Genomic DNA, 22,939 nt, shown 5'->3' on the forward strand with positions numbered 1-22,939 from the left:
GCAGGCAGCCGCCCAGACTAGCGCGGGCGCGAGGTCGGCGGCAAGGGCCGATCCGGCCGGGACGGCGCGCGAGGCGGGGCGCGAGGGCCCGACTCGGGTACGCTTCTCCGAGGCATCCGCACCATCGAGCCGAACCCGGGGGAGCATGTACCTCAAGAGCCTGACGCTGAAGGGATTCAAGTCCTTCGCGCAGCCGACGACGTTCGCGTTCGAACCGGGCGTCACGTGCATCGTCGGCCCCAACGGCTCGGGCAAGTCCAACGTCGTCGACGCGCTCGCCTGGGTGATGGGCGAGCAGGGCGCGAAGACCCTGCGCGGCGGAAAGATGGAGGACGTCATCTTCGCGGGCACGGCCACGCGCGGTCCGCTGGGCCGCGCGGAGGTCAGCCTCACCATCGACAACGCCGACGGCGCGCTGCCCATCGAGTACACCGAGGTGACGATCTCGCGCACGCTCTTCCGCAGCGGGCAGAGCGAGTACGCCATCAACGGCGAGACGTGCCGGCTCCTCGACGTGCAGGAGCTGCTCAGCGACTCGGGCCTCGGCCGCGAGATGCACGTCATCGTGGGGCAGGGCCAGCTCGACGCCGTGCTGCATGCGAGCGCCGAGGACCGCCGCGGCTTCATCGAGGAGGCCGCGGGCATCCTGAAGCACCGCCGGCGCAAGGAGAAGACGCTCCGCAAGCTCGACGCCATGCAGGCGAACCTCACGCGCCTCTCCGACCTCGCGGGCGAGATCCGCCGGCAGCTGAAGCCGCTCGGGCGCCAGGCGGAGGTCGCCCGGGAGGCAGCCACGATCGCCGCGGTCGTGCGCGACGCACGCGCCCGCCTGCTCGCCGACGAGGTCGTCGGCCTGCGCCGCGCGCTCGAGGAGCACGGGCGCAGCGAGCACGAGCGCCACGGCGAGCGCCTCGTGCTGCAGGAGGAGCTCGAGCAGCACCAGGCCAGGGTCGAGCGGCTCGAGGCGGCCTACCTCGGCGACGACGTCGATGCGGCGCGCTCGACCACGCACGCGCTCGAGTCGGCGCAGGAGCGCCTGCGCGCCCTCGACGCACTGGCCCGGCAGCGCATCGCCCTGCTCAGCGCCCAGGTCGAGCCGGCGGATGCCGCGCCGAGCGTCACCCGCGCGATGATCGACGAGGCGACCGACGGCCTCGGCGGCTTCACCGCCGCTGTCGGCGAGGCGGCCTCCGCGCTCGAGTCCGCCGTGGTCGCGACCCGCGCCACGCGGGACGAGCTCGACGTGGTCGACGAGGGCATCGCGCTCCAGAGCGCGCAGGTCGCGGCCTACGACCTCGAGCTGTCGAAGCTCGCCGGCCAGGCCGACACCGCCGCGTCGAAGCTCGCCGCCGTGCGCGGCGAGGTGCTCCGGCACGCGAACGCCCTCGAGGCCGCCGCCGCCCGACGCGAGGCCGCCGGTGCCGAGCTCGCCCGAGTCGAGGCCGAGGCCGAGGCGGGCGGCGATGCCGAGACCGACCTCGACGAGGCGTACGAGCTCGCGCAGGCGGCCGTGTTCGAGGGCGAGGCCGAGATCGAGCGGATCCGCGATGAGCTGCACGCACGCGAACGCGAGCAGGGCGCGCTCGCCGCGCGCACGTCAGCCCTTTCGCTGGCGCTCGACCAGAAGGACGGCTCGGCGGCGCTCGTCGCCGCCAACGTCGACGGCGTGCGGGGCCTGCTCGCCGAGTCACTGCACGTCGAGCCCGGCTTCGAGGCGGCGATCGCCGCAGCCCTCGGCTCGCTCACCGACGCCGTGCTCGTCGACGACCGCGCGGCCGCCTGGCGTGCGCTCGACCACGCCGAGCGCGGCGAGCTCGGCCGGGTGGCGCTCGCGTTCGCCGACCCCGGCGTCGACCCGCGGGCGGGCGTGGCGGTCGACGGGCTCACCGCGGCATCCGACGTCGTCACCGCCCCCGCCGGCGTGACCGCACTGCTCGCCGAGGTGCTCATCGCCGACGACCTCGCCGCGGCGCGGGCGGCGGAGCCGGCGCTCGCGCGACTCGACGGACCCGCCACGGTGATCACGAAGGACGGCACGGTCGTCGGCCGCTACGTCGTGCGCGGCGGCACCGGACGCGAACAGAGCCGCATCGAGCTCATCGCCGAGCGCGATCGCGCCGGCGCCCGGCTCGAGGAGGTGCGCTCCGAGCTCGAGCGCAGCCGCTTCGAGCTCGCCGAGCAGCGCCAGCTCGTCGAGCGCTCGAAGGAGCAGGCGAAGGCGGCACTGGCCGCCCTGCGCGAGTACGACGCGCAGCTCGCCCAGCGCACCGAGCTGCTGAACCGCGCCCGTGTGCAGGTCGAGGCTGCCGACGCCGAGGCCGCACGACTCGAGCAGGCCGCCGCGAACGCGCAGGAGCGGGTCGCCGAGGCCGAGCGCGCCGCGGATGCCGCGAAGGCCGCGCACGAGGCGGCCCGCGCCCTGCCCCGTCCCGTGCTCGACGCGACCGCCCGCGACGGCGCGGTGGCTTCGCTCGATCGCGCGCGAGAGCTCGAGGTCGAGGCGAGGCTTCGGGTCGAGACCGCCAAGGAGCGCGTGCGCGCCGAGGAGGCGCGCGTGCGCGCCATGGAGCGCCAGTTCGAGGCCGAGCAGCAGGCCGCAGCGGATGCCGCGCGGCGGGCCGTGCTGCGCCGGGCCCAGCTCGCGGCGGCGTCGAGGGTCGCGGAGTCGCTGCCCGCGGTGCTCGCGTCGGTCGACGCCTCGGTCGCCGAGGCGCGCGTCGCGCTCGGACGGGCGGAGGCGCAGCGCGCGAGCCGCAACGAGGAGCTGCAGCGCGTGCGCCGCCAGGAGGCGGCAGTCCGCGAGCGGCTGCACGCCGTGACCGAGGACGTGCACGGCCTCGAGCTGCGTATCTACGAGAAGAAGCTGCACGCGGCCGGGTTGGTCGAGCGCGCCGAGTCGGAGCTCGGGCTCACCGAGGACGTGCTCGTGGCCGAGTACGGCCCCGAAGCCGAGGTGCCGCCCGAGTCGGAGGAGGCGGAGCCACGCCCGTTCGTGCGCGAGGAGCAGCAGCGCCGCCTCGTCGCGGCCGAGCGCAAGCTCGCCCAGCTCGGGCGCGTGAACCCGCTCGCGCTCGAGGAGTTCGCGGCGCTCGAGCAGCGGCACCAGTTCCTCACCGAGCAGCTCACCGACCTCGCGAACACCCGCAAGGACCTCCTCACGATCATCGAGGAGATCGACGGCAAGATGGAGTCGATCTTCCGCGGCGCGTTCGAGGACACGCGCGCGGCGTTCGCCGAGGTGTTCCCGGTGCTCTTCCCGGGCGGCGAGGGGCGCATCGCGCTGACGGACCCCGACGACCTGCTCACGACCGGCATCGAGGTGTCGGTGAAGCCCGCCGGCAAGAAGATCGAGCGCCTCTCGCTGCTCTCGGGCGGCGAGCGGTCGCTTGCCGCGGTCGCGCTGCTCATCGCGATCTTCAAGGCGCGCCCGAGCCCGTTCTACATCATGGACGAGGTCGAGGCCGCGCTCGACGACGCCAACCTCGGGCGCCTGCTCACGACCCTCGAGGACCTGCGCGAGTCGAGCCAGCTCATCGTGATCACGCACCAGAAGCGCACGATGGAGATCGCCGACGCGCTCTACGGCGTCTCGATGCGCCAGGACGGCGTCTCGGCGGTCGTCGGGCAGCGCGTGCGCGAGGAGCGCGAGGCGAAGGCGAGCTGACGCCGGCGCGCGGCATCCGCTCGCCGTCGATCAGGTGAGCCGGCGGTCGCGGGAGTCGACCGTGCGGAACCAGCGGTAGCCGTAGGCGCCCACCTCGACGTCGGCGCGGCCCTTGTCGTCGATCGGCACGACCGTGTCGGCGAGCAGGTCGGAGAGGCGTGCCTCCTCGGACACGTCGCCGAGCGGGAGGCGCACGGTCACCGGGGTCGACGCGAAGTTGTGCACGGCGATGAAGCTGCCGACGTCGGCGACGATGCGGTGCGCGAGGATCGACGGCTCGCCCGTGTCGAGCAGTTCCAGGCGGCCCCACCCGATCTCGGGGGAGCTGCGGTACCGGTGCGCGAACAGGCGGATCTTCGCGAGCAGCGACTCGGGATCGTGCATCTGCGATTCCACGTTGACGTGCTCGGGCGCGTAGCCGTCGGTGGGCGGCTTCGCCACGAGCTTGCGCGCGGGCGCGCGCGAGAACCCGCCGTTGGCCTCGGTCGACCACTGCATCGGCGAACGCACGGGCATGCGACCGCCGAGGTCGGGGTTCTCGCCCATGCCGATCTCCTCGCCGTAGAACAGCACGGGCGTGCCGGGGAGCGAGAACAGCAGGCTGTAGGCGAGCTCGATGCGTCGTGGATCGCCGCCGAGCATCGGCGGGAGCCGCCGCGCGATGCCCCGGCCGTAGATCCGCTGGGACTCCTCCGGGGCGAACGCGTCGAAGACCTCCTCGCGCTCCTCGTCGTTCAGCTTGTCGAGGGTCAGCTCGTCGTGGTTGCGCACGAAGTTCGCCCACTGCGCCTCGATGCGCAGCTCGGGGCGCGCGGCCAGCATCTCCGCGAGCGGGGTCGCATCCTCGCGCACGAACGACAGGTACATGCGCTGCATCGCGGGGAAGTCGAACTGCAGCGTGAGCTCGGCGGGCGCGTCGAGGTGGCCGAAGAAGTCGAGCTGCCCCGCGTAGTCCAGGTTCACCTCGCCGAGCAGGATCGCGTCGCTCGAGCGACGCTGCAGGAACCGGCGGATGTCGCGGAGGAACTCGTGCGGATCGCCGACGTCGACGCCGGCGGGCGGCTCGATGAGGAACGGCACGGCGTCGACGCGGAACCCCGAGACGCCGAGCTCGAGCCAGAAGCCGATGGTCTTCGCGATCTCGTCGCGCACGGCCGGGTTCGCGATGTTCAGGTCGGGCTGGTGGCGGTAGAAGCTGTGCAGGTAGTACTGGTCGGTGCGCTCGTCGTACTCCCAGACGCTCGTCTCCTCGCCGGGGAACACCACCTCGGGCTGCTGCTTCGGCGGCTCGTCGCGCCACACGTAGAAGTCGCGGAACCGCGAGTCGCGACTGCGGCGCGCGTCCAGGAACCACGGATGCCGGTCGGACGTGTGGTTCATGACGAAGTCGATGATGACCCGCATGCCCCGGTCCTTGGCGGTGCGCATGAACTCGACGAAGTCGCCCAGCGAGCCGACGCGCGGATCGATGGCCTGGAAGTCGGTGATGTCGTAGCCGTCGTCGCGGCGCGGCGACGGCTGGAACGGCATGAGCCAGAGGCAGCTGACGCCGAGCTCGGCGAGGTGGTCGAGCCGGTGCGCGAGGCCCTCGAAGTCGCCGATGCCGTCGTCGTTCCAGTCCAGGTACTTCTCGACGTCGAGGCAGTAGACCACCGCCGTCTTCCACCAGAGGTCGCTGCGGTCGGTGATCTTCATCGGCCCACCACCTTCAGCTCGGGCACGACCTGCTCGCCGAAGACGTCGATGAACTCGTCCTGCGTCGTCCCGACGTGGTGCAGGAAGACGCGGTCGGCGCCGACGTCGAGGAGCTCGGCGAGCTTCGCGAGGTGGCGGGCGGGATCGCTCGAGACCTGCACCGTGCGCGCGACGTCGTCGGGCGAGGCATCCGCCGTGGCCGCGTCGAACGCCTCCGGGCGGTCGATCTCCCAGATCACGGGACCGGGCAGCACGCCCGTGCGCCACTGGTCGTGCGCGATCGCGAGCGCCTCGTCGTCGGTGCGTGCCCAGCTGAGGTGCACCTGCACGGCGACCGGGCCGTGGCCGCCCGCGTCGCGGTAGGCGCCGATGACCTCGCGGAGCGCGTCGCGGGGTTGGTCGACCGTGATGAGGCCGTCGGCCCATTCGGCGCCCGAGCGCGCCGTCTCGGAGCTCACGGCCGCGACGTGCAGCGGCGGCGGCACCTGCGGCAGGCTCCAGACGCGCGCCCGGTCCATCCGCACGTGTCCGTCGGCGGAGACCTCCTCGCCGCGCAGCAGCCGCCGGATCGCGTCGACGGATTCGCGCAGGCGCTCATCGCGCTCGTCCTTCGGCGGGAACGGGTCGCCCGTGACGTGCTCGTTGAGCGCCTCGCCGCTGCCGAGCGCGGTCCAGAACCGGCCGGGGTACATCGACTCGAGCGTCGCCATGGCCTGCGCGGTGATCGCCGGATGGTAGCGCTGGCCAGGGGCCGTGACGACGCCGAGGGGGATGAGCGTCGCCTGCAGCACCGAGCCGAGCCAGCTCCAGGCGTAGCCGGACTCGCCCTGCCGGACGCTCCAGGGTTCGAGGTGATCCGAGCACATCGCGGCGTCGAAGCCGGCCTCCTCGGCGCGCTGCACGGCGTGCAGCAGGTGCGCCGGGGCGATCTGCTCGTGCGAGGCGTGGAATCCCACGATCGTCATCCGCACTCCTTCCGTCACCCTCGACGCTTCCGTGGTCGTGCCGAGGCGGCAAGGCCTTGCAAATAGACTCGTTCGCATGGCAGAACGCGCATCGTGGTCGCTCGGGGCGGCTCTCCGGGGGGTCTTCGGTGCGAAGACCATCGACGACGACACCTGGGACGACCTGGAGTCGGCCCTGATCCGGGCCGACTTCGGGCCGGCCGTCACCGAGGAGATCGTCGACGCGATCAAGGCGCAGGTCGAGCGGTACCGCACGACCGACCCCCGCGACGTGCAGCGGATGCTGCGGGAGCTCATCGAGGAGCGGCTCTCGAAGTACGACCCCACGCTGAAGCTCACCGAGCGCCCCGCCGTCGTGCTCGTCGTCGGCGTGAACGGCGTCGGCAAGACCACCACGATCGGCAAGTTCGCCCGGTTCCTGCGCAGCTACGACCGCAGCGTCGTCGTCGGCGCCGCCGACACGTTCCGCGCGGCCGCGGTCGATCAGCTGGCGACGTGGGCGGCCCGCGCCGGCGTCGATGTCGTCCGCCCGGAGCGCGAAGGCCAGGACCCGGCATCCGTCGCGTTCCAGACCGTCGAGAAGGCGAAGCAGGACGGCATCGAGATCGTCATCATCGACACCGCGGGCCGCCTGCACACCAAGGGCGGGCTCATGGACGAGCTGTCGAAGATCCGGCGCGTCGTCGAGAAGCAGGCGCCGATCAGCGAGGTGCTGCTCGTGCTCGACGCGACGACCGGTCAGAACGGCCTCGCGCAGGCCGACGCGTTCATCGAGCACGGCGGCGTGACCGGCCTCGTGCTCACGAAGCTCGACGGCAGCGCGAAGGGCGGGTTCGTGCTGGCCGTGCAGGAGAAGACGGGCCTGCCGATCAAGCTCATCGGCCAGGGCGAGGGCATCGGCGACCTCACGGGCTTCACCCCGCACGTGTTCGCGCAGAAGCTCGTCGGCTAGGCAGGGGAGGCATCATGGCGACCGAGCACGACTACTTCGGCATCGTCGGCGACTACTGGTCGGAGATGATCGAGTACGGCGACCAGCGCGTCGAGGTCGTGCTCGACGCCGAGGACGAGGCCGTCGCCACGACCGCGCTGGATGCCGCGGCCGCTCTCGTGGGCGAGCTCGAACTCGTCGACGACGAGCTGCGGTCGGCGTTCGTCAGCCAGCTCGACTCGGGCAGCACGCCCGTCGTGCGCTTCCTCGACGTGCTGCTCGACCCCGACCTCGAGCAGGCCGAGGAGATCGAGGACGCGATCGGCCGGGACTCGGGCGACCGCCAGCTCGACGCGCTGCGCTCGATGAGCCTCGTGCGCGTCGACCTCCGCCCCGAGGCCGACGGCGAGGGCGAGCCGTTCGCCGAGTTCGAGTACGCCCTCGCACCCGAGGAGACCGACGAGCGCCTCGTCGCGGTGATCGACACCGGCCGCGAGATCGTCGACGTGCGCTTCGAGGGGTAGTTCCCGCCCGCGAAGCGGGGAGGCATCCGCTCTCGCCTACAATCGAAGGCACCATGGCTACCTTCGGAAACCTGTCTGACCGCCTCGCCGAGACCTTCAAGAACCTCCGCACCAAGGGCAAGCTGTCGGCGGCCGACGTCGACGGCACCGTGCGCGAGATCCGTCGCGCGCTGCTCGACGCCGACGTCTCGCTCGACGTGGTCAAGCAGTTCACGGCGCACGTGCGCGAGCGCGCGCTCGGCGACGAGGTCAACAAGGCGCTGAACCCCGCGCAGCAGGTCGTGCAGATCGTCAACGAGGAGCTCGTCGCGATCCTGGGCGGCCAGCAGCGCCGGCTGCAGTTCGCGAAGAACCCGCCGACCGTCATCATGCTCGCGGGCCTCCAGGGCGCCGGCAAGACCACGCTCGCGGGCAAGCTCGCGAAGTGGCTCGTGAAGGACGGCCACACCCCGATGCTCGTCGCGGCCGACCTCCAGCGTCCGAACGCCGTGAACCAGCTCCAGGTCGTGGGCGGGCAGGCCGGCGTGCCGGTGTTCGCGCCCGAGCCCGGCAACGGCGTCGGCGACCCGGTCAAGGTCGCGAAGGACGCCGTGGCGCAGGCCGTGCGGTCGCAGCACGACGTGGTCATCGTCGACACCGCCGGCCGCCTCGGCGTCGACGCCGAGATGATGAAGCAGGCCGCGAACATCCGCAAGGCGACGAACCCCGACGAAGTGCTGTTCGTCATCGACGCGATGATCGGCCAGGACGCCGTCACGACGGCGAAGGCGTTCCAAGAGGGCGTGGACTTCACGGGCGTCGTGCTCTCGAAGCTCGACGGCGACGCGCGCGGCGGCGCTGCGCTCAGCGTGGCATCCGTCACCGGGCGCCCCATCATCTTCGCGTCCACGGGCGAGGGACTCGACGACTTCGAGCCGTTCCACCCCGACCGCATGGCGAGCCGCATCCTCGACCTCGGCGACATCCTCACCCTCATCGAGCAGGCGCAGCAGGCCTTCGACGAGGAGGAGGCGCTCAAGGTCGCCGAGAAGCTCGCGAGCGAGCAGTTCACGCTCGAGGACTTCCTGCAGCAGATGCAGCAGCTCCGCGGCGCCGGCTCGATCAAGAAGATGCTCGGAATGCTGCCGGGCGCGGGCGGCATGAAGCAGCAGCTCGAGAACTTCGACGAGCGCGAGATCGTGCGCACCGAGGCGATCATCCAGTCGATGACGGTCGCCGAGCGACGCAACCCCAAGCTCCTCAACGGCTCGCGGCGCCTGCGCATCGCGAAGGGCTCCGGCATGACCGTGACCGACGTGAACCAGCTCGTGCAGCGCTTCGAGCAGGCGGCGAAGATGATGAAGACCGTCGCGCGCGGCGGCGTGCCGCAGGTCCCCGGCATGGGCCCGATCCCGGGCGTCGGCACCTACGGCGGCGGCAAGCGGCAGGCCGCGAAGGGCAAGAAGAAGCCGTCGGGCTCGCGGTCGGGCAACCCCGCGAAACGCGCAGCCGAGAACGCCGCGATCGCATCGGGCGTCGCGCCGACCGGTCCGTCGTCGGCCCCCACGGGATCGGGCTTCGGCCTCGGAAGTGGCGGCGGTGGCGGCGCGAAGGGCGCCCCGAGCGAGGAGGAGCTCGCCGCCCTGCAGAAGTTCCTCGGCCGCTGACGGCCGCGGGCGGGTTCCGGCTCGCCTGAGCGTCGAGTCGCGCGTCGGGCGGGCGGATGCCGCGTGGTCGACGTCAGCCGGCCGGCCGGATGCCGCGTGGTCGACGTCAGCCGGCCGGCAGCCTCGCCTCGACCTCGAGGAGCCGGTCGATCTCGAGCGCCTGGGCGGTCGCGATCGCGCGTGCCCAACGCGTGACCGCGGAGTCGCCGGGCTCTGCGAGCCGGGTCTCCGCCATCTCGATCGCGCCGCGGTGGTGCGGCACCATGGCCTCGATGAACAGGCGGTCGAACGCCGTGCCCTGCAGCTCCGAGGCCCGGTCGAGCGTCGAGCGGCTGATCGCGCCCGCCATGTCGTCGGCGTGGCCGTGCGCGTCGCCCGCATCGTCGCGGGTGCTCCGGCGCTCGAGCCAGGTGCGCATCTGCTCGGCCTCGTCGGCCTGCACGAGGGCGATCCGCTCGGCCAGGTCCGCGAGCTCCGCATCGTCGACCCGCCCGGGCGCGAGCTCCGCGAGCTCGACGGCCTGCTCGTGGTGCACGATCATCGCGGCGACGAAGTCGAGGTCCGCCTCGGTCGCCGACTGATCGGCAGGCGCGCCCGCCGCCGTGCCATCCGACTCGGAGCCCGGCGGCGGGGCCGGCGTGACGAAGGTCGGCGTCGTCGCGGCCGTGCCGGTGCCGGCCGTGCAGCCCGCGACGCCGGCGACGAGCGCGAGCGCCAGCGCGAGGGCGGGAGCCGTGGCGAGCGCGGACCGTCGCGGCCCGGCGCCACGGGGGAGTCGCTCCACCGTCATCCGAGGGTCCGCCGGCGACGTCGGACGGCGAGTGCGACGTGGTAGGCCAGTGCGATGGCGAACGGGGCGAGCACGAGCAGCCACCATGCGTCGCCGCCGGGCGCCGCCGGCGCGGCATCCGCTGCCGGTGCGGCCGTGTGCTCGGCCACGACGACGCTCGCGAGCGCGAGCTTCGGCGCGGAGGCGTCGCCTCGCACGACGAGGTCGTACGTGCCGGCGACGAGCGGGCCGGGCAGGGCCACCTCGGTCGGCGCGAGCGCGCCGTCCTCGGCGGCGGTGACCGTGGCGAGCACCGCCTGCGTCGGCATCCACCACACGTCGGCCGTCTCGCCGGGTGCGAGCGACCCGGCCGGCAGCGACACCGTGACCGTCGCCGTGTCGGCCGGAACGAGCTCGGCCGGCTCCACCGCGAGCGTCTCGAGCGGTGCGCGTTCCTCGGGCGCGGTCGGCACCACGGGCGCCTCACGCCACACCCACGCATACGAGGGCTGCGTCTGCGGGTTCAGGCTCGCGTCGTCGTAGCGCGCGGCGTCGGCGAAGACCGGATCCGTGAGGCGCAGCACGTCGAGGCCCTCGTACATGTCGCTCGCGTAGAGGTGGCCGCGGTACGGGTACACCGCCCAGATGCCGGCCGTGTAGTCCATCGAGTAGCCGTAGGAGGGCCGGTCGAACCAGGCGAGCTCGACGGGCGCGGCGGGGTCGGTGAGGTCGACGACCGAGACCCCGCCCTCGAGCCACGCCTGCGCGATGATGAACCGCCCGGGCACCGGTACCAGGCCGCCCGAGTGGGCGACGCACTTCTCGAGGTCGGACTGCTCGCGCGGGAGCTTGTACGTGCCCGCCTTGACGAGCCCGTCGGGCTGGATGAGCCACACCGCGTCGGCGCCGCGATCGGCGCCGTAGGCCGGCGAGCACGTGTTGATGAAGCCGTCGCCGAGCTCGTCCTGGAAGACGATGCGCGTCGCGTCGTTGTCGAAGATGCCCGAGTGCCAGAACGTCACGGCGGGGTCGCGCACGCGCTGCAGCACGACCGGGTTCAGCGGGTCGGCGATCGAGAGGAGCAGTCCGTCGCCCCTGCACGCCGCCACCGCGAGTCCCTTGGCCGGGTACGCCGTGATGTCGTGGCATCCGGTGGTCGAACGGGTCTCGGCGCCGCCCGCCACCCGGTCCTCGGGGCCGAATGCGGTCTCGTCGTCGAACAGGTCGAGCTCGCTGACGATCGCCGCCTCCTCGGGGGCGGCGAGCGGCACCTCGATGACCTGCAGCGGGTTGCGGCCGGTGCAGTTGAGCGACGCGCCCCGGCTGTAGGCGTTCATGTACACGAACACCCGGTCGGTGCTCCCCGGATCGGGCACGACCGTGTGCGTGTGCCCGCCGCAGCGGGTGCGCACGGCGGCGGCGTAGCGGGGCGCCGCCGGGTCGCTGATGTCGAAGATGCGCAGCCCCTCCCAGTTCTCCGCGGTCTCGGGCACGCGGCTCGCCGCGCAGGAGTCGTCGGACATCGTCTCGTCGATCGCGATGAGCACGAGGTTGCCGACCGTGCTGACGTCGCCCTGCCCGCCCGGACACGACACGGCGCTCACCAGTTCGGGCGAGGCCGGGTCGGCGATGTCCCAGATCGAGAAGCCCGCGTAGTTGCCCTGCACGAGGTAGTCGCCCGAGAAGGCGAGGTCGGAGTTGATGAAGTCGGCGTCGTCGCCCTGCCGGAAGGGGTTGTCACGGTGTGCGACCCACTCGATGCCGCCGCCCATCGAGGGCTCGCGGCCCGGCGGCGCGACGGGTGGCGCGGGTTCGGCGGGTGCGGGCTGCACCACCGACGCCTGCGGGCCCGTGGGCTGCGCGACCGCGGGCGCGCCCGCGGCGCCCCCGGCGAGCATGATCGCGAGGAGGCCGACCGCGAGGGTGCGCGCCCGCGACCACGCGCGACCGGCCGCCATGCTCAGTCCACGGGATCGTCGTCGCGACGCACGGGCGCGTCGCCCACGAACGCGGTGAGGGCGCTGTCGCGCAGCACCTCGACGGGTCGCGGACCGGTGTCGGCGTTGCGGAGCATCTCGTCGCCCGCGAGGGGCTCCGACGACGCCGCGATGACGACGTTGCCGAGGCTCGTGCCCTCGACGACCGCCGGCGCCGCGAGCGCGAGCACGTCGTCGTACCGCGCGGCGAGCGTCGCGATGACCTCCCGGCTCATGTCGAGCCCCGCGGTCGCGAGGGTGTTCACCACCACGACCCCGTCGGGCGCCAGGAGCTGGTCGAGCTGGCCGAAGAACTCGGCGGTCGACATGTGCCTGGGGGACACCGCGCCCGAGAACACGTCGACGACCGCGATGTCCCAGCCGCCGCCCGTGCGTGCGGCCCGCTCGACGGCGACCCGCCCGTCGTCGAACTCGACCGTGAGCTCCACGTCGTCGTCGAGCGGCAGCACGTCGAGCACGAACTCGAAGAGCTCGCGGTGCAGCTCGACCACGTGCTGCACCGACCCGGGTCGCGTCGCGCCGATGTACCGGGGGATCGTGAGGGCGCCCGCTCCGAGGTGCAGCACGCGGATGGGGACGCCGGGCTCGCGGCATCCGTCGATGATGCCGGCGACGAGCCGCGTGTACTCGAGCTGGAGGTCGAGCGGGTCGAGCGGATTCACGTGCGATTGCGTCGTGCCCTCGATGACGAGCGAGAAGCCGCCGTTCGTGCCGCGCTCGGGGAGGAGCCGTGCCGTGACGTGCTCGCCGTCGAGTTCCAGTCGGGGATCGCCCATGCCAACCACACTAGGTGGGGGTCCGGCGGTGGACCAGACGCCGTGACGACATCGGGATCTTCGGGGTGGAGTTCGCCGATCGGACCTGTGCGCCGCCTATGATGTGCGCCAAGGGACGTGGAACCCGAAGGCGGGCCCTGACGCCCCGGACCACGCCGGATGGAGGGCATCGTGCAGGCGGCGCAGTCCCAGTCGCAGCAGGTCGCGGTCGCATGGGACGACCGGGTCCTCGCGACCCACTCCACGCCGCACTTCATGCAGTCGAGCACGTGGGAGGCCGTGCGCTCGCGGGGTCACTGGCACGTGCACCGGCGCGGCCTCGGCACCGATCGCGACTACCCGGTGCTCGTCTTCGAGCGGCTCGCCGAGGGCTTCGGCCTCTTCCAGCACCTGCCTCGCGTCAGCGGCCTGGAACCCGCCGACATCGGCGGCCTCACCGATCGGGTCCGCGCCGAGCGCGGCACCGCGTTCGCCACGAAGATCGAGGTGCACCAGCCCCGCGACGAGGCGCTCGTCGAGGCGTTCCTGGCGCACGGGTGGCTGCCGGCCAAGGCCTCGCAGTACCGGCACACGGTCGTCGTCGACACCTCGACGAGCGAGGAGGAGATCCTCGCGAACATGAAGAAGCGCGCCCGCGCCGAGATCCGCGTCGCCGAGCGGCACGGGGTCGAGGTGCGACGCGCCGAGCTCGACGCCGCGAACCGCACCCGCATGATCGACCTCGTGCGCGAGACCGAGGAGCGCTCGGGGGCGTTCTTCCGCGGCGACGACTACCTCGAGTCGGTGTGGGAGACGTTCGCCGCCGACGATCGCGGCCAGCTGTACTTCGCCCGCTACGGCGACGAGATCGTGGCCGGCGCGTTCATCGCCCGCTACGGGCCGAACGCCTGGTACAAGGACGGCGGCTCGACCCGCGAGCATCCGCAGGTCATGGCGTCCCGCCTGCTGCAGTGGCGCATCATCTGCGACCTGGCGTCCGACGGCGTCGCGCGGTACGAGCTCGGCCACGTCCCGCCGCCGGGCGAGCCCGACGCCCCGGGCCAGGGCATCCTCGTCTTCAAGAGCGCCTTCACGCGCGACGTGCTCGAGTACATGCCCGCGTTCCAGCTCTCGCACGAGGAGCGCGGGGAGGCCTGGCGGGTGGGTGAGGGCGCGTTCCTCGCCGCGCATCGCGAGCGCACGGGCGATTACTGGTACTGAGCTGGTGACGGCGCTGCGTCCGTTGCGAATGCTTACAGCGCGGTAAGTCGCGCGATCGGCCGACGCGCTACAGTGAACGCGGCGGCAGGCCCGATGCCGCGAACGACCGGCGGATGCCGCGACACGACGACTGGAGCACCACCATGACCACCGGCTCGGCCGACTACCGCGACGCGGGTCTCGCATTCCCCGACGACTTCCTCTTCGGATCGGCCACGGCGTCGTACCAGATCGAGGGCGCAGCCGACGAGGACGGCCGCGGGCCGTCCATCTGGGACACGTTCAGCCACACGCCCGGCAAGGTCTGGAACGGCGACACCGGCGACGTCGCCGACGACCACTACCACCGCTGGGAGCAGGACCTCGACCTCATGGCGGAGCTCGGCCTCGAGGCGTACCGGTTCTCGATCGCGTGGCCGCGGATCCAGCCGACGGGGCGCGGGCCGGCGAACGAGGCCGGCCTGGCGTTCTACGAACGGCTCGTCGACGGGCTCATCGCCCGCGGCATCCGGCCCATCGCGACGCTGTACCACTGGGACCTGCCGCAGGCGCTCGAAGACGAGGGCGGCTGGGCGAACCGCGCGACCGCCGAGGCGTTCGCCGACTACGCGCGCATCGTGGGGGAGCGCCTCGGCGACCGGATCGCCGTGTGGACGACCCTCAACGAGCCGTGGTGCAGCGCCTACCTCGGCTACGGCTCGGGCGCCCACGCGCCCGGCCTCCTCGACGGCGCCAAGGCGCTCGCCGCAGTGCACCACCTCAACCTCGCGCACGGCCTGGCGATCGCGGCCCTCCGCGCGGTCGTGACGAACGACCCGGGCTACTCGATCACGCTCAACCTGCACGTGATCCGCCCGCACGGGCCGACCGGGGCCGAGGCCGCGCGACGCATCGACGGGCTCGCGAACCGAGTGTTCCTCGGGCCGCTCCTCGACGGCGAGTACCCCGCCGACGTCATCGCCGACACGGCCGAGGTCACGGACTGGTCGTTCGTGAAGCCCGGCGACCTCGAGCTCATCCGCCAGCCGATCTCGCTGCTCGGCGTGAACTACTACTCGACGGTCACCGTCGAGATGTGGGACGGGGTCTCGCCGCGCGTGAAGGCCGACGGCCACAAGGACATGGGCGGCACGCCCTGGCCGGGCTCCGAGCACGTGGAGTTCCTCGTGCAGCAGGGCCCGTACACCGCGATGGGCTGGAACATCGACCCGTCGGGCCTCGAGGACCTGCTCGTCGCGCTGCACGAGGCGTACCCGTCCTTGCCGCTCATGGTCACCGAGAACGGCGCCGCGTTCGACGACGAGGTGACCGACGAGCCCGACGGCCCCGCCGTGCACGACGTCGAGCGCGTCGACTACCTGCGCCGGCACTTCACCGCCGCCCACCGCGCGATGGCCCGCGGCGTCGACCTGCGCGGCTACCAGGTGTGGTCGCTCATGGACAACTTCGAGTGGGGCTACGGCTACTCCAAGCGCTTCGGCATCGTGCGCGTCGACTACGACACGCTCGAGCGGCTGCCGAAGGACAGCGCGAAGTGGTACGCCGAGCTCATCCGCACGAGGGCCATCCCGGCGTAGTCGAGCGGATGCCGCGGGGCGGCCCCTCCGGCCCGGGCGCTCAGACGGGCGGGGCTCACGCCTGCGGGTTCACGCCCTCGCGGAGCTCGCGCGCGAGGTGCGCGACGACGGCCGTGAGGTCGCCGCCCGCGGACTCCGCGACGCGAAGCTGCCGCTGGTAGCTCGCCCCGCCGTCGAGCATCGCGCGCACCTGCTGCAGCTCGGCCTGGCAGCCGAGCCGCTCGGCCACGGGCACGAGCGTCGTGAGCAGTTCGCGCAGGTCGTCGCCGACGAGCCGCTCGCTGCCCGCGACATCCGTGATGATCTCGGCGTCCATGCCGTATCGGGCCGCCCGCCACTTGTTCTCGCGCACGTACCAGGGCTGCAGCACGGTCAGCGTCTCGCCGTCGTCGAGGCGCTGGCTCATCCACTCGACGAGGCACTGCACGAGCGCGCCGATCGCCGCGATCTCGGCGGCGGTCGAGACGCCGTCGCAGACGCGCACCTCGACCGTGCCCCAGCGCGGCGACGGGCGGATGTCCCAGCGGACCTCGGTGTGGTCCTCGATGACGCCCGTCCGCACGAGGTCGTCGACGTAGCGCTCGTACGCGGCCCAGTCGGCGAGCGGGTAGGGGAGTCCGGCGGTCGGGAGCTGCTGGAACATGAGCGCGCGGTTCGAGGCGTAGCCCGTCTCGACGCCCGCCCAGAACGGGCTCGAGGCGCTGAGCGCCTGCAGGTGCGGCATGTACGCGAGCAGCCCGTCGAGGATCGGCAGCGCCTTGTCGCGATCATCGACGCCGACGTGCACGTGGATGCCCCAGATCATCATGTTCCGCCCCCACCAGCGGGTCCGCTCGATGAGCTTGTGGTACCGCGGCTTGTCGGTGAGGCGCTGGTCGTACCACTGGCTGTAGGGATGCGACCCGCTGCAGATGAGCTCGTACTCGCCGAGCTCGTCGATCACCGCCCGCACCTCGGCGAGCTGGCCCTCGAGGTCGGCGACGGCGCCGGCGACCCGCTCGTGCACGCCGCTCACGAGCTCGACCGTGTTCGTCAGCAGCTCCGACGTGATCGACGGATGCGTCCCGCCCTCGCTGCGCTCGTCGAGGAGTTCGAGTACGCGATCGGCGATGGACGCGAGCTCGCCCGTCGAACGGTCGACGATCGCGACCTCCCACTCGAGGCCGATCGTGGAACGCGGGGAACGTGCGAACTCGATCGGCATGCGCGGCCTCCCTCGGGGCGTGCGGGAATCGTGCTCGCAATCATCGCACGGACCCGCCCGACGCGACGGGCGCGCGTCGGAACATGGCGCTCATGCGGGCGTCGAGTACGATGTGCCGCATGATGCGTCACCCGGGCAGGTTCCGATGAGCGGCCAGCAGATGCGCGTGCTCGAGGTGCTGAGCCTGCGCGAGCAGGTCGAGCGCACGCTCTCGTCGCGCATCGTGACGGGCGAGTTCGCGCCGGGCACCGTGCTGACGGTGCCGACGCTGGCGGGCGAGTTCGGCGTGAGCGCGACGCCCGTGCGCGAGGCGATGCTCAACCTGGCCCGTCGGGGGTTCCTGAGTCCGCTCCGCAACCGCGGGTTCGAGGTGACCGAGGTCTCGGACGACGAGCTGCGCGAGCTCGGGGAGATCCGGCGGCTCCTCGAGGCGCCGCCCATGCGATCGCTCGCAGGAGCGCTGCCCGACGAGACGGTCGAACGGCTGCGGCGCCTGGCCGACGAGATCGTCCGCGCCGGCCGCGAGGGCCGCTTCGAGGACTACCTCGAGGCGGACACGACCTTTCACCTGACGCTGCTCGAGCGGACGGGGAATCGGCACCTCGTGCGGCTCGTGTCGGAGCTCCGCCAGCAGACCCGGCTGGTGGGACTCGTGAACCTGGCCGATTCGGACGAGCTGGAGAGCTCGTCGCTCGAGCACGCCGAGCTCATCCGCCTGCTCGTCGAGGGCGACGGCGAGGGTGCCGAGGCCCTCATGCGCCGGCACATCGGCCACGTGGCCGGCCTCTGGAGCGGGCGCCGGGAGGCGTAGTCCAGCTCACCCTCGCCCGTCGCGGACGCGCGACGCCCGACGCCTTCCGCGTTCGAGGTTGCCAAACGCTTCGCCATGAGTAATATGTCACGTACCGCCCGTAGTGATATGTCACGCATGACATCGCAACGGATCCCTGCAACGTCGCACAGAGGAGAATCCCATGTCGTATGGACCCCGGCGCCGCACGCGCCTCCTGCAGCTCGCCGCCGGCGCGAGCCTCCTGCTGGCCATGACCGGGTGTTCCGGCGGCCTGGCCGGCGGCGGCGGCGGCGGTGGCGATGACGGCGACGGACCGATCTCGTTCGGCATGCTGGCGCCGTTCTCGGGGAGCGAGTCCGCGTTCGGCGCGTACATGCAGAACGGCGCTCAGCTCGCGGTCGACGAGTTGAACGCCGACGGCGGGGTGCTCGGCCGGGAGCTGGAACTCGTCGTCGAGGACGACGCCTGCGATGCCACGACCGCGGTCGCCGGAGCGAACAAGCTCGTGACCGAGGGCATCACGGCTTCGGTCGGGGGGTACTGCTCCGGCGCGACCCTGCCGACCCTCCCGATCTTCGACGAGGCCGGCATCCCCATGGTGATCCCGGCCGCGAACTCTAACGAGCTCGTGCAGGGACTGCCCGGCGTCTTCCTCATCAACGGAACGGGCACCCAGCAGGCCGCGGCCGCGGTGCAGTACGCCGAGGAGATCGGCGCGACGACGGTCGCCGCGATCGACGACGCGACCTCGTACTCGGCCGACCTCGCCGCCTCGTTCGTCGAGCAGGCCGGCGACGCCGGCCTCGAGATCGCGTTCGAGGAGACCGTGACGCCGGGGGAGAACGACTACTCGGCCGTGGCGACCGAGCTCGCGAGCGTGCAGCCCGACCTCGTCTACTGGACCGGCTACTACCAGGAGGGCGGCCTGATCGTCCGCCAGGCGACCGACGCAGGCTACACCGGCGCGTTCCTGGTCGGCGACGGGTCGGTCGACGCGAAGTTCGCCGAGATCGCCGGTCCCGGGTACACCGACAACGTCGTCGCGACGTTCACCCAGACGCCCGACATGATCGAGGGTGCCGACCAGTGGATCGCCGACTACTCCGAGCTCGCGGGCGAGGCACCCGGACCGTACTCGACGCAGGCCTACGACGCGGTGCGCGTCATGGCGCAGGCGATCGAGGATGCCGGCAGCACCGACTTCGACGCGGTCGTCGCCGGCCTCGAGGGTCTGGAGGGCTTCGACACGTTCGCGGGCCCGCTGACGTTCACCGACGACCACACCCTCTCGGGCGGCGGGTTCGTGATCGTCTCGATCGATCCCGCCACGAACGCGTTCGTGCTGAAGGACGACCTGCAGGGCTGAGTCGCCCGGGACGGGCGGCGCTCGCCGCCCGTCCCGGACCGGCACCGGAAGGAGTCACCGCACCGTGATGCAACTCATCTGGAACGGCCTGATCGTGGGCTCGTTCTACGCCCTCGTCGCGCTCGGCTACAGCATGGTCTACGGGATCATCAAGCTGCTGAACTTCGCGCACGGCGACATCTACATGCTCGGCGCGTTCGTCGGGTTCTTCACGCTCTCCGCGTTCGGGATCTCGAACGAGACCTCGATCCCGCTGCTCGTCGTGATCATGCTGCTCTCGATGGTCACGACCGGCCTGATCGGCGTCGGCATCGAGCGGATCGCGTACCGTCCGCTGCGCAAGAGCCCACGGCTCGCCGTGCTGATCACCGCGATCGGCGTGTCGTTCACGCTCGAGTACGGGGTGCGCCAGATCTTCGGTCCCAATCCCGAGGCGTTCCCGATCCGCCTGGAATCGAGCGGGTTCGATTTCGCGGGCATGCGCATCACGGCTTCGCAGCTCGTGCTGGTGATCATCGCGGCGGTGCTGATGCTCGTGCTCGCGCACATCGTCGAACGCACCCGGGAGGGTCGCGCGATGCGTGCGATCGCGCTCGACCCGCAGGGCGCGCAGCTCATGGGCGTGAACGTGAACCGGGTCATCGCCACCGTGTTCTTCATCGGCTCCGCCCTCGCCGGGGCCGCGGGCGTGATGGCCGGCGCGTACTACGGGTCGATCGACTTCCTGATGGGATTCATCATCGGGCTCAAGGCGTTCACCGCCGCGGTCATCGGCGGCATCGGCAACCTCTACGGCGCGATGCTCGGCGGGCTCCTGCTCGGCCTGCTCGAATCGTTCGGGGCCGCCTGGTTCGGCGGCGAGTGGCGCGACGTGTTCTCGTTCGCGTTCCTGATCCTGTTCCTCACGTTCAAGCCGACGGGCCTGCTCGGCGCCCGCGTCGTGGAGAGGATGTGACATGGCCCGCGACCTCGACCTCGCGCTGAAGCACGCGCCCCTGCGCGCGCCGGCCCCGCTGTTCGACCGTCCCCGACCCGCGACCGGTGTCTTCACCTCGCAGAGCGGGTTCCTCCGCGCACTCGGGACCCTGGCCGTGCTGCTGCTCGCCGCGCTGCCGTTCCTGGACGCGTCCCGGTACACGATGTCGATCGCGACGAGTGCGCTGATCTACGTGATGCTGTGCATGGGCCTGAACGTCGTCGTCGGGTACGCCGGACTCCTGGACCTCGGCTACATCGCGTTCTTCGCCGTCGGCGCCTACGTCTCGGGCATCTTCACCACCGTGCTCGGGTTCCCGATGTGGCTCGCGCTGCCGGCCACGATCGCCGCCTGCATCGTCGCGGGCATCCTCATCGGCGCCCCGACACTGCGGCTGCGCAGCGACTACCTCGCCATCGTCACGCTCGGGTTCGGCGAGATCATCCGGATCACGGCGAACAACCTCGAGATCACCGGCGGCCCGTCAGGGATCCACGGCATCCCTTCGTGGGACTTCGGCGGCTGGAGCTTCGACGACGGCTTCACGGTCGGCGGGCTCGCGTTCCCCGGCTACGTCGTCTTCTACTACTTCGTCGCGGCCGTCGTGGTCGTCGTCGGGGTGATCGGCGCCGGCCGCCTCGCGAAGGGGAAGATGGGCCGGGCCTGGAAGGCCGTCCGCGACGACGAGGACGCCGCCGAGGCCATGGGCATCAACACCTACGTCGCAAAGATCTCCGCGTACATCATCGGCGCCGTCTGGGCGGGCATGGCGGGCCAGCTCATGGCGACCCACCTCTCCGCGATCAGCCCGAACAGCTTCCAGTTCCTCTACTCCGCGCTGATCCTCATGGCGGTCGTGCTCGGCGGCATGGGCTCGACCCCAGGCGTGATCATCGGCGCCCTGTTCGTGTCGCTGGCTCCCGAGTTGCTGCGCGACTTCGCCGAGTGGCGCTACCTCATCTTCGGCATCCTGCTCGTCGTCGTGATGCTGTTCCGACCGTCCGGACTGTGGCCCGCCACTGCGGTCCTCCCGTGGCTCAAGCGCACGAGACCGCAGCCTCCGCCGTTCACCTCGGCGGTCGGCGCGATCGACCAGGGCGTCCCCGACGTCGAACCCAGTGTCATGGAGTCCGTCGACGGCCTGCCCGCCGCCGATGCCGAGGAAGGGAGGCAGGCATGAGCGCCCTGCTCGAGGTCCGGGACCTCCGCCTGCAGTTCGGCGGCGTGAAGGCCGTCGACGGTCTCAGCTTCGAGGTCCGCGAAGGCGAGATCCTCGCCGTCATCGGCCCGAACGGCGCGGGGAAGACGAGCGCGTTCAACTGCATCTCGGCGTTCTACCTGCCCACGTCCGGGTCGGTCGTGTTCGACGGGAAGCGCATCGTGCGCGAGGTGCCGGGCTTCTGGCGCGCGCTCCGGCTCGGGCACCTGCTGCAGAGCTTCGGCTTCTACCGGGTGCTCCCGTCACGCGTCACGAAGTGGGGCATGGCCCGCACCTTCCAGAACCTGCGGCTGTTCCGCGAGCTCAGCGTGCTCGACAACGTGAAGTCCGCGATGCACTCGATCCTCCGCGAGGGGTTCTGGTCCACGCTGCTGCACACGCCCGGGTACCGGCGGGCCGAGGAGGCGTGCGCCCGCGAGGCACGCGGATGGCTCGACTTCGTCGGCTTCGAGGACGACGAGGACCTCTACGTCGGGCAGCTGCCCTACGGCGAGCAGCGCCGCGTCGAGATCGCCCGCGCCCTCGCCACGAGCCCGAAGCTGCTGCTGCTCGACGAACCCGCCGCGGGCCTGAACCACAACGAGAAGCAGGCGCTCATGGAACTGATCCGCCGGATCCGCGACCTCGGTGTCGCGGTCGTGCTGATCGAGCACGACATGGGCCTCATCATGGAACTCGCCGAACGCATCGTCGTGCTCAACTACGGCAGGGAGATCGCCGACGGCACGCCTGCGCAGATCAAGGCCGATCCCCTGGTCATCGAGGCGTACCTCGGCGTCGACGAGGACGAGGAGGCGATCGACGCCACGCGTCTGCGCACCGGGACCGTCTCGGCCGACGCGATCGCGGACGCGTTCGGCGCGAGCGCCGTCGGCGCGGCATCCGATGGGAAGGACGGTGGGTCGCGATGACCGCGCTGGAGGTGCAGGACGTCGACGTCTACTACGGCCGCGTGCACGCGCTGCGGCGGCTGAGCTTCTCCGTCGGCGACGGCGAGATCGTGTGCCTGCTCGGCAACAACGGCGCGGGCAAGTCGACCACCATGAACCTGCTGTCGGGGCTCGTCCGCCCGAAGGACGGCGCGGTGCGGTGGAACGGCATGGACCTCGCGACGGCGAAGCCGTGGGACATCGTCTCGGCCGGGCTCATCCACGTGCCGGAGGGGCGCCGCATCTTCTCGACCATGACCGTGCACGAGAACCTGCTGCTCGGCGGGTATGCGGTCCGCGACCGGCGCGTCGTCGACCAACGCATCGCGCAGGTCTACGAGCTCATGCCGCGGCTGGCCGAGCGCCGGAAGCAGCAGGGCGGCACGCTCTCGGGCGGGGAGCAGCAGATGGTCGCGATCGGCCGTGCGATCGTGGGCGGTCCGAAGCTGCTGCTGCTCGACGAGCCGTCGATGGGACTCGCCCCGCTGGTGGTCAAGCAGGTCATGGAGGTCATCGCCGCCGTGAACGCGCAGGGGACCACCGTCCTGCTCGTCGAGCAGAACGCCAGGGCCGCGCTGAAGATCGCGCACCGCGCCTACGTCGTCGAGACCGGGACCGTCACGCTGTCGGGATCGGCCGCCGAGCTCGCGCGGGACGCGCGCGTGGTCGAGGCCTACCTCGGGGCATGATGGCGGAAGGCACCCGCGG

At 71.8% G+C, this 22,939-nt stretch carries 18 protein-coding genes; 12 read left to right on the plus strand and 6 right to left on the minus strand.

The features are described 5' to 3' along the window. Nucleotides 1-145 precede the first annotated feature (145 nt). Nucleotides 146-3,664, plus strand: coding sequence for a chromosome segregation protein SMC (smc, locus tag FYC51_RS15665; protein WP_148734711.1), 3,519 nt, complete (start codon nt 146-148; stop codon nt 3,662-3,664). A 30-nt stretch (nt 3,665-3,694) separates the two neighbouring features. Here smc and FYC51_RS15670 read toward each other — a convergent pair whose 3' ends face one another. Then, a complete protein-coding gene (locus tag FYC51_RS15670; protein ID WP_148734712.1) occupies nt 3,695-5,359 on the minus strand; it encodes an alpha-amylase family protein in 1,665 nt (554 codons plus the stop codon). Next, nucleotides 5,356-6,324: a TIGR03885 family FMN-dependent LLM class oxidoreductase gene (locus FYC51_RS15675; RefSeq protein ID WP_148734713.1), complete on the minus strand. Its 969-nt coding sequence runs from the start codon at nt 6,322-6,324 to the stop codon at nt 5,356-5,358. Before FYC51_RS15675 ends, FYC51_RS15670 begins: the two co-directional genes overlap by 4 nt. 76 nt (nt 6,325-6,400) lie before the next feature. On the opposite strand from FYC51_RS15675, the gene ftsY reads away from it, so the two are divergent. From ftsY to ffh, 3 genes are read left to right on the plus strand one after another with little or no spacing between them, the layout of a single operon-like run. After that, on the plus strand, nt 6,401-7,276 hold the full coding sequence (ftsY, locus tag FYC51_RS15680) for a signal recognition particle-docking protein FtsY (RefSeq protein WP_148734714.1): 876 nt from the start codon (nt 6,401-6,403) through the stop codon (nt 7,274-7,276). 14 nt (nt 7,277-7,290) lie between these two features. Continuing rightward, nucleotides 7,291-7,779 carry an RNA-binding protein gene (locus tag FYC51_RS15685; protein WP_148734715.1) on the plus strand — a complete coding sequence of 163 codons (489 nt, stop codon included), beginning with the start codon at nt 7,291-7,293 and terminating at the stop codon, nt 7,777-7,779. A 53-nt stretch (nt 7,780-7,832) separates the two neighbouring features. Then, the gene (gene ffh, locus FYC51_RS15690) at nt 7,833-9,425 is read left to right on the plus strand and encodes a signal recognition particle protein (protein ID WP_148734716.1); all 1,593 of its coding nucleotides are present in this window, start codon (nt 7,833-7,835) and stop codon (nt 9,423-9,425) included. Between the two features lie 106 nt (nt 9,426-9,531). Here ffh and FYC51_RS15695 read toward each other — a convergent pair whose 3' ends face one another. From FYC51_RS15695 to FYC51_RS15705, 3 genes are read right to left on the minus strand one after another with little or no spacing between them, the layout of a single operon-like run. Further along, nucleotides 9,532-10,215, minus strand: a complete 684-nt coding sequence (locus FYC51_RS15695) for a DUF305 domain-containing protein (RefSeq protein WP_148734717.1) — start codon at nt 10,213-10,215, stop codon at nt 9,532-9,534. Next, nucleotides 10,212-12,152 (minus strand): LVIVD repeat-containing protein, encoded by a 1,941-nt coding sequence (locus FYC51_RS15700; protein WP_148734718.1) that lies wholly within the window; start codon nt 12,150-12,152, stop codon nt 10,212-10,214. The genes FYC51_RS15695 and FYC51_RS15700 overlap by 4 nt, the downstream gene beginning before the upstream one ends. Before the next feature lie 2 nt (nt 12,153-12,154). After that, a complete protein-coding gene (locus FYC51_RS15705) occupies nt 12,155-12,967 on the minus strand; it encodes a spermidine synthase (protein WP_148734719.1) in 813 nt (270 codons plus the stop codon). A 159-nt stretch (nt 12,968-13,126) separates the two neighbouring features. Here FYC51_RS15705 and FYC51_RS15710 point away from each other — a divergent pair, with 159 nt between their 5' ends. After that, nucleotides 13,127-14,167 (plus strand): lipid II:glycine glycyltransferase FemX, encoded by a 1,041-nt coding sequence (locus FYC51_RS15710; RefSeq protein ID WP_148734720.1) that lies wholly within the window; start codon nt 13,127-13,129, stop codon nt 14,165-14,167. Between the two features lie 113 nt (nt 14,168-14,280). Further along, entirely contained in the window at nt 14,281-15,744 is a 1,464-nt protein-coding gene (locus FYC51_RS15715) for a GH1 family beta-glucosidase (RefSeq protein WP_148734721.1), read from the plus strand. A gap of 55 nt (nt 15,745-15,799) precedes the next feature. Here the strand turns inward: FYC51_RS15715 and FYC51_RS15720 are convergent, their stop codons facing one another. Then, nucleotides 15,800-16,948 (minus strand): glutamate--cysteine ligase, encoded by a 1,149-nt coding sequence (locus FYC51_RS15720; RefSeq protein WP_148734722.1) that lies wholly within the window; start codon nt 16,946-16,948, stop codon nt 15,800-15,802. 145 nt (nt 16,949-17,093) lie between these two features. On the opposite strand from FYC51_RS15720, the gene FYC51_RS15725 reads away from it, so the two are divergent. From FYC51_RS15725 to FYC51_RS15750, 6 genes are all read left to right on the plus strand, one after another. Further along, entirely contained in the window at nt 17,094-17,759 is a 666-nt protein-coding gene (locus FYC51_RS15725; RefSeq protein ID WP_148734723.1) for a GntR family transcriptional regulator, read from the plus strand. A gap of 163 nt (nt 17,760-17,922) precedes the next feature. Next, nucleotides 17,923-19,107 carry a branched-chain amino acid ABC transporter substrate-binding protein gene (locus FYC51_RS15730; RefSeq protein ID WP_148734724.1) on the plus strand — a complete coding sequence of 395 codons (1,185 nt, stop codon included), beginning with the start codon at nt 17,923-17,925 and terminating at the stop codon, nt 19,105-19,107. Nucleotides 19,108-19,174: 67 nt separating this feature from the next. Beyond that, on the plus strand, nt 19,175-20,062 hold the full coding sequence (locus FYC51_RS15735) for a branched-chain amino acid ABC transporter permease (protein WP_187432739.1): 888 nt from the start codon (nt 19,175-19,177) through the stop codon (nt 20,060-20,062). Between the two features lies 1 nt (nt 20,063). Then, nucleotides 20,064-21,263 carry a branched-chain amino acid ABC transporter permease gene (locus FYC51_RS15740; RefSeq protein ID WP_148734726.1) on the plus strand — a complete coding sequence of 400 codons (1,200 nt, stop codon included), beginning with the start codon at nt 20,064-20,066 and terminating at the stop codon, nt 21,261-21,263. Then, complete coding sequence (locus FYC51_RS15745) at nt 21,260-22,213, plus strand: ABC transporter ATP-binding protein (protein WP_148734727.1); 954 nt, start codon at nt 21,260-21,262, stop codon at nt 22,211-22,213. The genes FYC51_RS15740 and FYC51_RS15745 overlap by 4 nt, the downstream gene beginning before the upstream one ends. Then, nucleotides 22,210-22,920 carry an ABC transporter ATP-binding protein gene (locus tag FYC51_RS15750; RefSeq protein WP_148734728.1) on the plus strand — a complete coding sequence of 237 codons (711 nt, stop codon included), beginning with the start codon at nt 22,210-22,212 and terminating at the stop codon, nt 22,918-22,920. The genes FYC51_RS15745 and FYC51_RS15750 overlap by 4 nt, the downstream gene beginning before the upstream one ends. Nucleotides 22,921-22,939 lie beyond the last annotated feature (19 nt).

This window comes from Agromyces mariniharenae (assembly GCF_008122505.1).
GTDB lineage: Bacteria > Actinomycetota > Actinomycetes > Actinomycetales > Microbacteriaceae > Agromyces > Agromyces mariniharenae.